Annotated in this window: 7 protein-coding genes; 6 read left to right on the top strand and 1 reads right to left on the bottom strand. The window is 36.2% G+C overall.

Annotated features, from left to right (window positions below):
- Positions 1-63: 63 nt before the first annotated feature.
- Together H5180_RS10965 and H5180_RS10960 are read left to right on the top strand one after the other, a co-directional pair.
- Positions 64-5883 carry a DUF4011 domain-containing protein gene (locus tag H5180_RS10965; protein ID WP_182758219.1) on the top strand — a complete coding sequence of 1940 codons (5820 nt, stop codon included), beginning with the start codon at positions 64-66 and terminating at the stop codon, positions 5881-5883.
- A 316-nt stretch (positions 5884-6199) separates the two neighbouring features.
- Positions 6200-7072, top strand: coding sequence for a type I restriction enzyme HsdR N-terminal domain-containing protein (locus H5180_RS10960; protein WP_182758218.1), 873 nt, complete (start codon positions 6200-6202; stop codon positions 7070-7072).
- Between the two features lie 35 nt (positions 7073-7107).
- Here H5180_RS10960 and H5180_RS10955 read toward each other — a convergent pair whose 3' ends face one another.
- Positions 7108-7485 carry an MbcA/ParS/Xre antitoxin family protein gene (locus H5180_RS10955; protein ID WP_182758217.1) on the bottom strand — a complete coding sequence of 126 codons (378 nt, stop codon included), beginning with the start codon at positions 7483-7485 and terminating at the stop codon, positions 7108-7110.
- A gap of 448 nt (positions 7486-7933) precedes the next feature.
- Here H5180_RS10955 and H5180_RS10950 point away from each other — a divergent pair, with 448 nt between their 5' ends.
- From H5180_RS10950 to H5180_RS10935, 4 genes are read left to right on the top strand one after another with little or no spacing between them, the layout of a single operon-like run.
- The gene (locus H5180_RS10950; RefSeq protein WP_182758216.1) at positions 7934-8620 is read left to right on the top strand and encodes a TnsA endonuclease N-terminal domain-containing protein; all 687 of its coding nucleotides are present in this window, start codon (positions 7934-7936) and stop codon (positions 8618-8620) included.
- Positions 8617-10626, top strand: a complete 2010-nt coding sequence (locus tag H5180_RS10945; RefSeq protein ID WP_182758215.1) for a DDE-type integrase/transposase/recombinase — start codon at positions 8617-8619, stop codon at positions 10624-10626. The genes H5180_RS10950 and H5180_RS10945 overlap by 4 nt, the downstream gene beginning before the upstream one ends.
- Positions 10623-11561, top strand: a complete 939-nt coding sequence (locus tag H5180_RS10940) for an ATP-binding protein (protein ID WP_182758214.1) — start codon at positions 10623-10625, stop codon at positions 11559-11561. Before H5180_RS10945 ends, H5180_RS10940 begins: the two co-directional genes overlap by 4 nt.
- On the top strand, positions 11551-13203 hold the full coding sequence (locus H5180_RS10935; protein ID WP_182758213.1) for a hypothetical protein: 1653 nt from the start codon (positions 11551-11553) through the stop codon (positions 13201-13203). Before H5180_RS10940 ends, H5180_RS10935 begins: the two co-directional genes overlap by 11 nt.
- Positions 13204-13244 lie beyond the last annotated feature (41 nt).

Below are 13244 nucleotides of genomic sequence, written 5' to 3'. Positions count from 1 at the left end.
TTATAGTTACATTGAATAAATATATGATTGCTACCCTAGCAAGAACAAGGATTAAGGCCTCTCATGGAAGAAACCGATTTACTCCAGCAAGATCAAATTCAGTTAGATATTGATGTTATTTCAACATTTTCATTAGCTGCTCAGCAAAATTCATATTCAGTGCTGCGTAATATCCAAATCATAGTACCTGAGTCTGATAATAAATCAGTTTTTCAAAACCTTAAATTGAGATTATGTGCTATTGACGGCTGGTTAACTACGATTGAATGGCTTATTGATGAAGTCACTTCTGGTCAGTCAATTAAGTTACCGCTTAAAGAACTTAAATTTCCTTTCGAGACATTATTTGGTTTAACAGAAGAAGTTATTTTACACCTTAATTTTGAATTGGTGGATAGTGATGGGCAAGTCTTAAGTGAGAGTTTGCATAACGTAAGCGTATTACCTGCGAACTTTTGGGGCGGTGAAACTCGTCAGCCAGATTTACTCGCTGCTTTTGTAAAACCTAATGGTTTATATGTAGAGTCTTTAGTTCGAAAGGTGGCTTTAGTTCTAGAAAATAGCGGTCATGGGCGTTCTGTTGATGGGTATCAGTCTAATACTAGAGAGAAGCCTTATTTAATGTTGGCAGCACTCTGGAACGTTATTTTTCAGGAAAAACTTGCATATGTTAGTCCACCACAAGGTTTTGCTAAAACGGGCCAACGAATTCGCTTAGCTGCTGATATAAGTCAATCTAAGATGGCAGCATGTTTGGATTCATCTATTCTATTTTCCAGCTGTATTGAAGCTATGGGCTTAAATCCCGTTGTTGCCATTACTCACGGCCATGCCTTTGCTGGTGCATGGCTCATCGATGAAAAACTCCCCATCCTTTGTAATGATGATCCTCAAGATATAAGAAAGCGTTTTGATAATAGAGACTTGGTATTGTTTGAAACTACGCTTGTTACTAACGCATCAGCTGTGACCTTTGAGCAATCTAAAGAACATGCTCGTCGATTATTAGACGAGGATAAAGAAGAAGAGTTTGTAATGGTTTTAGATATTGCTCAGGCAAGATCACAATCAATAAAGCCATTATCTACAATTGAGGAAGCACGAATTGAAAGTGAATCTACAAGTGAAAGTATAGAACTTGTTTTGCCTGAAATCCCTCCATTACCACCAGTGCGAGCTGAAGAACGTATAGTTGAAGATAGTCCAGAGACGCGCATTGAATCATGGTGTAGGAAGCTTCTTGATTTAACTAAACGTAACCGGTTATTAAACTTTAACGACAGATCGGTATCAATTAAATTATATTGCCCAGACATAGCGAATATGGAAGATATGTTAGCTGATGGGACTAAATTTAAGTTTTTATCAACGCAAGAGAGCCCATATTTTGACTCTGATCGTGACAGTGAACTATTTCGCTTCCAAACAGGTTCAGAAATTCATAAAGAGTACGCTTTAAACCAGTTAAAAAATAAAGTTTTGTTAGCTAATCAGCCACCTAAGCGAGTTGAGAAAAGTGCGATTGAGCTTTTTAGAAAGGCAAAAAATGATTTAGAAGAAAGTGGTTCAAATACTTTATTTTTAGCTCTAGGTTTTCTGAAATGGAAAGAGAACGCGGTCGATAGCCGAAGCTTCAAAGCTCCATTGATATTAATACCTGTGAATTTAACCCGTAAAAGTGCACGTGCTCCTATCTATATAGAGCAAGTACAAGGTGAAGATTCTATTTTTAATCTTACTTTGATTGAGTTTTTATTGTCTGAGCACGATATCAACTTAAATGAGTTTAAAAATGAATTACCTGAAGACGATAGCGGGATAGATGTTCCTTTTATTTGGCATAAAGTTAGGCAAGCAGTCAGTGAGCAGCAAGGTTTTGAAGTTGTAGAAGAGTTAGTTCTATCTTCTTTCTCATTTGCAAAATATTTAATGTGGAAAGATTTAAGAGACCGGTTAGAAGTTTTAAAAGAAAATCAATTTGTTCAACATTTAGTCGACAATCCAAAAGAACCGTATATTCAAATGGCAGAGTTTGTTGAACAACATAAAGTTGACGATGCTATAGATCCTGCTGAAGTATTTACTCCATTGAATTGTGATAGTTCGCAATTAGTCGCTGTTGATGCGTCAGCGAAAGAGCAAGACTTTGTTCTTGAGGGGCCTCCAGGAACAGGGAAGTCAGAAACTATTGCTAATATTATTGCTCATAATATTGGTAAAGGTCGCAAAGTCTTATTTGTTGCCGAGAAAATGGCGGCCTTGAACGTGGTATACAAAAGGTTGCAAAAAGTTGGATTGGATCACCTTTGTTTAGAGTTACATAGTAATAAAGCAAACAAAAAAGCTGTGCTAGATCAACTTGGTCAAGCATGGCAATTTAGAGAAGGGTTGAATCCTGAAACTTGGGCTATGCACATCTCTGATCTAAAGGATAAAAAAGATAAGCTAAATGATTATGTAAGAGAACTTCATAAAAAATCGAAGTCAGATATCTCTGTTCGTGACGCAATTTCTAAACTTGCTTTAAACAAAGATAATATTAAATTCAGCTTAGATTGGCCTCTTGATTTGGGTGCAGATAAAACATTAGAAAATGACTTAGGTACACTCAAAGACGCGGTTCTACAGCTTAAAATTGCATTTGAAGACATCTATGATCTGGATATTACTAGTTTTTCATGTGTTAATTCTTCCTCATGGTCGAATGTTTGGCAAAGCCAGCTTGTGCAAAAAATTGGTGAATGGTCCACTGAGTTTGGGGGTATCTCCACGCAATTTAATGCTGTTTTAGCTCTTTTAGAATTAAAAGCCCCTGATATAACCGGTAAAAGCTTGTCCGCCTTAAAGTCGTTACATGAGTTAAAAGAGTTAGCTAAAGCCCGTAATATTTCTTTTGTTTTGAAGTCGGGTTTTAATGAACGATTGCAGTTAATAGAAGAGATTGCAACACGTAAAGAAAAGTTAGATGAATTAATTAGTAAGCAAGATAGTTCGATATCGGAAAAGCTATTATTAACTGCCCCAATTAGAGAGTGGTACTCAAAGTATGAGGCTGCGGGTAATAGTTGGTTTAAAACTGTTCTTGCTAAGTGGAAGATTAATGGACAAGCAAACAGTCTAGGATTTCATAAGTTTAATAATTTATCGGATTTACCGACTCTCTTACAAGCCAAAGATATTGCTGAAGGAATCATTAGAGATGTAACTGAGCTTGAAAATATGAATATTTGGAAAGGTTGGTCAACAACTTCAGAAGAGTTAATAGCTGTAGCTGAATTTGCTAGATTAGTGAAAGCTAAGTTAAACGAAGTTTTTCCTCTTTCAAATGATCCAACAAATATTCTTATCCTTATAAATAAACATTTCGTAGATGGCAGAGATTATTTAGATAATTCAATGTTGGCTTCAACATTAGGTGAATTTAACTCTGCATATAATAAATTTGAAAAAGTACAAAAAGATTTGGTCGACTTTAATATTGTCGTTTCTTTGGATTCAAATTTGGTTGAACTGAGCGAGTCACTGGCTAAAGTCACTAAAAATCAAACAAAGTTAAAAAGCTGGTGTGAGTGGAACAGCGCACGAGCTGATATTTATAGTGTTGGTCTTAAGACTGTTGAACAAGCATTAAGCACAGGTGTTGTAACATCTTCAGAGTTATCAGAGCAATTTCAGTTGGCTTATTATAGCTGGTTGGCCCCGCTTATGATCGATGAAAGTCATATACTAAGAGAGTTTAAAGCTTCAACCCATGAAGCAACAATTGAAGCTTTTTGTAAATTAGATGAAAAAATAGCCAAGATAACCAGTGAATATATTATTGCACTTGCTTCGAATAGAGCACCTAGTAAGGAAATTAAAGACTCTAAAAATGATCAGCGTTTTGGTGTGTTAGCAAAAGAGATTCAGAAGAAAACACGGCACATTCCAATTCGTTCTTTAATCAATGAGTTAGGCGAATCATTACTAGAGTTAACACCATGCATGATGATGTCGCCACTGTCAGTAGCTCAATTTTTGCCAGCAGACTTCAAAGGGTTTGATTTAGTCGTTTTTGATGAAGCGTCGCAAATGACAACATGGGATTCAGTTGGCTCTATTGCAAGAGGCCGAAATGTTATTATTGTTGGTGATCCAAAGCAAATGCCTCCAACAAATTTTTTCTCAGCTGGTATATCTGATGCCCCTGATGAAGAAGATCTTGAGTCTATTTTAGATCAAGCTTTAGCTGCACGATTACCACTTAAAAGGCTTATGGGTCATTACCGTAGCAAACACGAGACTCTTATTGCGTTTTCAAATAGTAAGTATTACGAAAACTCATTAGTGACTTATCCTTCATCAGAAACAAAAGAATCCGCAGTCTCCTTGCATAAAGTTAATGGTCTATATGCAAAAGGTAAAGGCAGAAATAATGTCAAAGAAGCACAAGCTGTTGTTAATGAAATAACAAGACGTTTGCTTGATAAACAATTACAAAACTATTCTATAGGTGTAGTGACATTAAATAGTGAGCAACAACGTACAATTGAAGATTTATTAGATGAAGCTAGACGGAATAACCCTGATATTGAGAGGTTTTTTCATGAGTCTGAAACAAGTGATTCTGTATTCGTCAAAAACTTAGAGTCAGTACAAGGTGATGAACGAGACATTATCATGCTTAGCTTAGGATATGGTCCAACTGAGCCTGAAGCGAAGACTATGAGCATGAACTTTGGACCGCTTAATAAGCAAGGCGGTGAACGTAGGTTAAACGTTGCTATCACACGAGCGACTACAGAGGTAATTGTTTTTAGCAGCTTTAGTTCATCAATGATTGATTTGAGCCGTACTTCATCTACTGCAATCGAACACCTAAAACATTATTTAGAGTTTGCAGAAAGAGGTCCTGTAGCACTTGCCGAAACTGTTAGAGCTGAGCACGGAGTTGATCAATTCGATAGTGATTTTGAACAAGCAGTGGCTAACGACTTGCGACAATTAGGCTGGAAGGTACAGACTCAGGTTGGTGTCAGTAAATTCAGAGTTGATTTAGGTATTCTTCATCCAGACAAGCCCGGTTGTTATATTACGGGAGTAGAATGTGATGGGGCAACATATCACAGCTCACCAGCAGCTAGGGATAGAGATAGAGTAAGGCAAATTATACTCGAAAGCTTGGGTTGGAATATAGTTAGACTGTGGTCAACAGATTATTTTGTTGATGCTGAAACAGCTATTAAAAAACTTGATCTTAAGTTGAATGAAATACTTGAGCTTGAAAGAGAAAAAGATAGGCTGTTAGAAGCAGAAGCAGAAGCAGAAGCAGAAGTCGATTCAGAAATGACCCATAAAGATTATGAGCACAATGCAATAGAGCAAGATACCTTACCAAATAAAAATATAATTTCTAGAGGCGTACCGCTCCTTGCAAGTGATGAGTTCGATGCAAATAATTACTTCAAGCCTGAATATAAAGCTCGTTTAGAAAAGCTTGTGAAAGAAACTTTGAGAGAGAGGCCGGGGATAACATTGCATACTCTTGCCTTAGAAATTGCTAATTTACATGGATTAACTCGTACAAGTAAAAAGCAAGTCGACTATATTCGTGAGCTTATAACTCCATGGGCTGGAATCAAAGATAACGCCGGTTATTCCCCAACGGTCTGGCTTTCACCTGAAGATACTTGTGAGCTAATAAATTGGCGTGGTGTTAATGCTTTTGGCTATGAACGAAACTGGAAAGAATTAGCATATGAAGAAGCTTTGGGCTTAGCTATTCATGCTAAAACTAATAATAAATTAAACCCGATAGAAGAGATGTGCTCTGAATTGGGTCTAAAAAGAAAACATGAAACTACTATTAAGCAATTTGAGCAGTGGCTTTCGTTACTTGAATAGGTTCTATCTATTTTCAAAGGATGTTTTGTAGTTAAAAGTGTTCTTAAAAGTGGAGTGATAAATTTCTAGAAGTGACAATAATGGCGGTTGTTATGAGGTTAGAGTGGACTACTCTTCAGGACTGCTTGATAACTATGTAATAAAGCTATTAAGGTAACTTAAAGTTCAATTTGAATGCGCTTATTACTTGATGCCAGTAATAGAAAGAAATAAAGCAATCCAACATGAGTGAGGCGAATATTTGGATAACTTAGGCGAACTAATTTCAGCACTAAAAACCCACCTCTCAAAGCCACAGAAATCAGAGAGGTGGTCTATGTACCGCTTGATTGCCCCAATAGTTGATTTTGCTAACACTTCAATTAATCTGGAACCGTACTTTGAGTTTAATCAGACTAGTGCGCATAGAACTTCTCAGTCTGTTGACATTGCACTACTTGATAATGAAAAGCCAGTCGTTATGATTGAAGCAAAGCGTGCGAATAAGAACATTGCACCGGAGCATATTGAGAAGTATTTAGAGGATGGCGTACGTGGTGTAGTTAGTAATGGTTTTGATTGGATTTTGTGCTATAACAATTTTCATATCGTTCACTCAATTTGGAATGGGGATATGAATCAAATCAATACTTCTGCACTCAAGAGCATTATTAACTTTATTAGAGGAAAAGAAAGCTACTCGGCTGAGTGGTCTCAAGGCCAGACAAATGTTGTATCTAATATAAAACCTGTTAGTCCTGTTAAATTGACCAAGGCAGTTAGATTATCTAATACAGTCACTGCACCTAAAAGTATAGAAGAGTGTCGTTTTGAGGCATCTAAATTAAATAGAGCAACGCCAGAAGATTTAGCGTTCTTAGACTCACTTATTGACTCGCTTAATCAAATGTATGGTGAAGTGCCTTTAGGTTGCCGCTTTGAGTTTCGCTCATCAAGAGTATCTTTTTTCAATGAATCAGTTTCTGAATCATCGAGTCGTGTTGGTCGCATAGAGCTAGGAAAAAAGAATCCTGACATAATAGTTTTAACCAGATTGGTGGCGTTTGCTAATAGATTAAACTCTATCGCCCCTCCAAGACCACATGATAAAGGGCCACATATGAGGCGTTATAGACTGCCCGATATAGCTGGATCAGAGAACTTTGGACGAGAGTTAGGTGCGATAATTTTTTCCTCTAAAACAGAATGATATACAGGCTTTTTAGGTGTCGTGATCATATAATATCAAAGCTGAGCATCTAAATAACGTCTCACTTCCCGCAAATGCACTGTTTGCCCTAGCAACATTAAACCTAGCGCCGTCGAGCCGTCAAAAGCTTTATTTGGCTTGTGAAGCCATTCATTAGCCTGATTTTGTTTAGGAAAAAGTGTCATCAAGTTCTTATAGATACCAATCACGTAGGAAATTCGCATAAAAACATCTTTTTCTAGTGATGTTGCCTCACCACATTTCCATGTTTCAAAAACTTCATTTGTGGGGTTACCCAACAAAATACGCTGCTCTTCTTCACTAACGCGCCACTGCGTCATGATGCTAAAGAACGCTTTTAAAGCTACCAGTGCTGATTCTGTTGATTCTAAATTCACATTTGAACGTGTCATATCTGATTTGTGTATTGTGATTGATACTCTTATTTATAGCCTAAATATGCGAAGTTCAATAGTTGCCGATAAGTAAATCCCTCTTGGACTTGCTTATATGTTGGATGGAGAGTGTTAATTACTAGGAATGCTGTACCCAATAGGGATTAAGTGCGTTTTTGCTTTACTAACTTTTGAGACTCGTTAGTATGCTTTTGTTATATTTTATTCTTCTAAACCTGATTTTCTTATAGCAGGTAGTTATTTAGTTATTATTTTAACTATTTATTTTGTGTTTTTTTATGCATATGAAAATCAATGGTTTAACTTAGTAAATATCTTTTTTTGTAGCTTATTCACTTGATTCTGGTTTAGTGTCTCAAAAAAATCTATTATTTCTTGCAATGACGGTATTTGACGTCATCATAAATGAAGCTAAAGTTAAATTTCATTTGTGGGGATAATCAGTGTGAAACAAAGAAATAAATTTACATACATAGATAATGCTTATCGCAAAGACGATATGAGCCGCAATTTAAAGCGATTTAGTCGATGCAACCTCTCAGGGTTATGCCCAACAACAAAAGACTCATCACCGCATTTTTTCGAATCATTCAATGAAGCTAATTTCGCAGTGATGTTTGAGTTTGACCAAACAATTATAGCTGTGAAAAGTCAGCCATTTTCTATTAAGTATATCGATAATGGACGAACTAAAAACTACACACCTGACTTTTCCATAGTTGATTGTAATAAAACAATTAAAATCATTGAAGTTAAGGCGTTTGAGACTATTGATGAAAAAGTTGAACGCAAGCATAGGTGCATTGAAAAGGCGTTTAATCAATGCGGGTTTTCATTCCATGTAATGACAGAAAAACATCTACCATCGCGATTAGCCCTGTCAAATATGATGATGATTAAGCGCAATGCAATTGCACTAGGGCATGTTGATCAAGACGCCTTAAATTATTTTTTAGATATGTTATCAGAGCCAATCTCACTTAGTGAAGCCGTTAATATTTGTAAATGCTTAGGTATAGATCCAAATATCATTTCATATTGTATTTTTCGTGATTATGTAAATATAGGTGTTTCATCAGGAATAGGTGGTGAAACTATTATAAGTAGCAATATTTATGGGGGTGCCTTATGAGCAGGTTAGCTTTTGAAGAAGGGATGAAAATTCGCATAGATGAAAGCTTATATATCATTGATGCTTTGCAAAAAAACTCATTAAGTAACTCTATTTATTTCTCCCCATTAGATGATACGAAAAAGAAAATCCCTAATAGTCCTGTAAAAGTGCTTTCTCATTCAGAGTTGACGAGAAAACTTATCAACAATGAAGCGTGCGTTTTTGACAGTAATATACATCACCCAACAGTTAATTTATTTTTAAGTAATGAACAAATTAAAAATCAAGAGATGTGGTGTGACTTTGCTGAAGAGCACATCAAAAGACATGCAAAACACTTGATGTCAGATGCAAATATTGATGAAAGTAGATCATTGTTTAATTGGGATAAATATAACTCAACACATTTTAGTCGAAGCACATGCCAAGCAAAAGTGAAAGCTTACATTGAATCAAACAAAAATCCTCGCGTACTAATAAACTATGGAGCAGCTTCACGAAAAGGCACCACTCGCTTTACCGAAGAAACTGAAGATGTAATTTTTGATTACTTTACTGATTATTACTTTGTACGCAGTGATAAGACAGCAAAGTCAGTTAACAAAATTGCAGATTTGATACGTTGTAAAATTATTGAACTTAATAAAAAAGAGCCTGAAAGATACCCAAAAACCCCATCTAAGGCGAGCATTTACAGACGCCTAAATGGTTTAGAAGCTGAAATGAGTATCAATAAAACACTCAGTAAGCAACAGCAAAAACATCTACGATATGAACTCGGTAGAGAGTACATCGGTGTGTCTCCCATGGAGCGAGTCGAAATGGATGCGGTATACATTAATCTTGGTATTAACAATGAATCGGGGAGCTATTTAGGCACTCTCGTCGCCATGTTCGCGATTGATACATATTCGCGCTGCATTGTGGGCTATTCAATACATGTAGGAGTAAAAGCCTCAGAATCAGAAGATTTAGCAATTGAATGTGTAAAAAATATTATGGCTCCAAAAGAAAATTTAAATTGGATCTGTTCTGGAATACCTATCAAACTTATCACAGACGCAACAACAGCAGCCATTGGCAGTGAATATAGAGCAATGCTAGTAAATTTGGGTGTGATGCCCATTACTACAGTGTCTAACAGCCCGTGGCAAAAACCGTTTATTGAGAGCTTTTTTAGAACATTACGACGTGAGTTTTTAGCCCAGCTGCCGGGGTATCTTGGCTCTAAAACACGAGTTAACAATAGTCATTTAGAGCAAACTGAAACGGCTAAATTACATGCTGTATTGACATTGCAGGAGTTTGAAGTAGAGCTTCAAAAGTTCATCACAGAAACTTACCACCAATCAGGGCATGGGGGATTAAATCAACGTGCACCAATAGATGTGTGGAGTAGCAAAGTTAACGAAAATCCGTTGCTAATTTGTAAGCCAAGTCCAGAGTACATTCCTGGATCATTTCGTGCTTGGGTAAGTAAAAACCATACGCTCTACGCCAATGGCTCAATTAAGTTGAAGAATGAAAAATATGTTAGCCCCGAGCTCAAAGACCTTAGCTTATCAGGTGTTGAAAAAGTAGATTGTTTCTACAGTGATATAGATACAAGTAGTATCGTTGTTAAAGTGGAAAGACAGTTTTTTATTGTGCCTATCCGCCCGCAAAACTACCATGATGGAGCAGGATCACAGCAAGCTGAATTAGATGCAGCCCGCAAATCCCAGTTCAATGAATGTGAACCTTCAGTTCGCAAGCATTATGAATATGACACTGCTAAAAGAACTAAAATGGGGCTACAAGACTTCAAAAAAGCAAAAGCAGCGCAAGCAGAGGAAAACGAATTAGATACAGGTAAGAAGGCACATAAACGTAAGAAATATGACAACACTAAATCAATTGATATTAGCGCCGACAATGCTCATGAAAAAATATTGAATGCAGTGAATTGCACTCTGGATAGTGATGTTAACAGTGAAATTGATATAGGTGATGGCGATGAGTTTCCAATTGGGGAGGAGCTATGATTACTGAACCCGAAGAGATCACGCTTAAAGCCAAAGCAATTATGTTGATCCAAAAGACGTTTACCTGTGCGAAAAATAGGGAAGAGTTGGAACAATTATTAACGCAGGCAAATAACGTTATTGAGCTTAGTAGTGGCTGTTGTACACTCATTGTAGGTGATTCTGGCTCTGGAAAAACGACGTTATTAAAAAAGTTTAAAGACAAATTTAATGAACAGCACGCTTGTACGACATCGGATAATAATTCTGTACAGGCTTGCTATATACGCTCTCCGTCAAATATGAGCCCACTGGATTTATACAGAGCAATACTTAAAGGGTTTGGTGAGCCCGGTCTTATCGATGGCACGGAGGTTCAATTACGAAATCGTATTGCTAAGCAAATGCAGACCAAGCGGTATCGAGTATTATTGTTTGATGAATTTCAGCAAGTGGTTGAAAAGGTAGGAATAAAGTCAGTTCGTCAAATTGCTGATTATTTAAAAGAGCTCGTTGATGAATTCAATGTATATTTAGTTTTTGCTGGCACATCCAAAGTAGAAAATTTATTGTTTATTAATGAGCAGTTTGCTTCTAGAAATGCGCTCACAATTAAAAAGTCATTATTATCTGTATCAACGAAAAAAAATTACAGAACTTATGTAAGTTACTTGCGCACGCTTAATGGCAAAATAGGATTTACAAACATTGATTTTACTGACCCTCAGATTAACTTACCTCTTTTTGCGACTACTCATGGTGACTTAAGGCAACTAACACAAACCCTAAGTAAAGCGATTTTATTCGCAGCTAATCGAAATCGCGATGAAATGCTAAAGTCTGACTTAGTTAGCACATACACGCCAAAATTGATAAAGGGTCGCTTGCAAGTTAATCCATACACTCAAAAATTCATAATTCTAAAAAAAGAACTCGGAGTGAACTATGAAGTGTAATACATCTATTACTCAAGTTACTCCATATGGAGCTTGCGCACTGATAGCTCAGTTTTATGGCTTTGTAAGTGTTGCCAAATTGCTTAAATCTAATCAAATCAAAGTGCCTTTTAAGTGGAACTTATATAAAAGTGAGCATGTTGATTTGTTATATAGCATAGAGCAAGTAAAAAAAGATGTTTTAGAGTATAACTTACTTGATGGTGTTGAAGTGCCAGAGCATCACAGAAATTACTCACAATCACATCAGTTAAAAGTGTGTCATGAATGTTTTAAAGCAAATAGCTTACATAATAATAGTTGGCAAAATATTCCTACAACCATTTGTATAAAGCATCAGACACCATTAGTTAATGCTTTTAATTTGCTTTCTTTAGAGGAAAGTGACCAAAGCTCTAAAGAAGACCTATACCTATTTGAAAAGCATCTTTTAAGTTTAGAGGATAGCGAAAGATATTTATTTGAAATCGCTCTGATGAAGTTCTCTGAGTCAGTTTTTCGACCGTTGGATTTTATTACTGCAAAACTAAAGTTCAGTACAGTTACTGTCCCATTTTTAAGGGCGTTATTCGAAGATGTATACAAACTATTATGTTGTGATGAGCTAAGCAATGTATGGGAAGATTTACTGTTAAAGCATCGACGCCAGTTAAAATGGATGGGGCAACTTGTTACTCGATTTGGCATTAATGAACTTCAAGCTCAGATAGAATCCTTTAATATCAAAAAAGGCTTAACATCATCAGCTGAAGCTAAGCATATCTTATTAAAATACCACAATGCCAAAATTGACACTAAATTATTCACTTCTAAGCGCCGCTTCGATAATGGAGCTGATTTGAATCAATTAAGCTATCAAGTTGATGGTTTGATGTTATCTAATTTTTTAGGTATAAAAAAGGAGTCGTTAATATATGTTGTTAATAATAGTACTCTCCCAGCAGTGTATCTTGGCTGTCAGGCTGAAAAGTCATTCTTTGATATTGAAGTTATTGGAAGCATATTAGCTAAGTCCTTTGCGCAAAATACTCACATTGAAACACAAGAACAATTTTATAAAATCGAAGACATACCTAAAGATATTTATAATTTATTTGATTTAACCGTTGATGAGTTGGTTGATTATGCAATTTCTGGAAAAATTGAATCTCAATTCAAAGTAAATAGCTCATTGCGTTACGTTAACTATCTACTAATATCTGAAAGTGGAATTAAAGAAGTACTTAAGAATAAATGGCAGTCATTTAAAGATATGGAGCATGAGAGTGTAATCAAAATGCTCAAGCTGGATAGCAAGACGCTCCTTCGATTAATAGATGATAACTTTCTAGCGCTCACAGAAGATGAGACGTTAATCGATGCTGATTCAATTCGGAACTTTGTCAGTAATCATTTAGTACTAAATAGAAGCGCGAATTTTGAAAGATCGCGTGATTGCGAGAAGCGAGTAACTGATTGCTGTAAAGTAGAGCCTGTTTGTCTGCTTTACATGAATGCCTATTTGACTGACTTCGTGCTCTACAAAAAAGAAGATTTAAACGAGTGTTGTTTACAGAAGTTGGAGTCTAGATTTACGTACTTTGGAAAACCAAAATTAGATTTATCTAAAATTGTGATTACTTATCAAACTAAACCGAAATAGATCATACCTAAACGCACTAAGTCTGTATATTTGAAATGTGA

It is taken from the genome of Pseudoalteromonas sp. SR41-4 (genome assembly GCF_014163985.1).
Classification (GTDB): domain Bacteria; phylum Pseudomonadota; class Gammaproteobacteria; order Enterobacterales; family Alteromonadaceae; genus Pseudoalteromonas; species Pseudoalteromonas rhizosphaerae.
The sequence above is the reverse complement of the archived record's forward strand: the minus strand, read 5'-3'. Positions and strand labels throughout refer to the sequence as shown.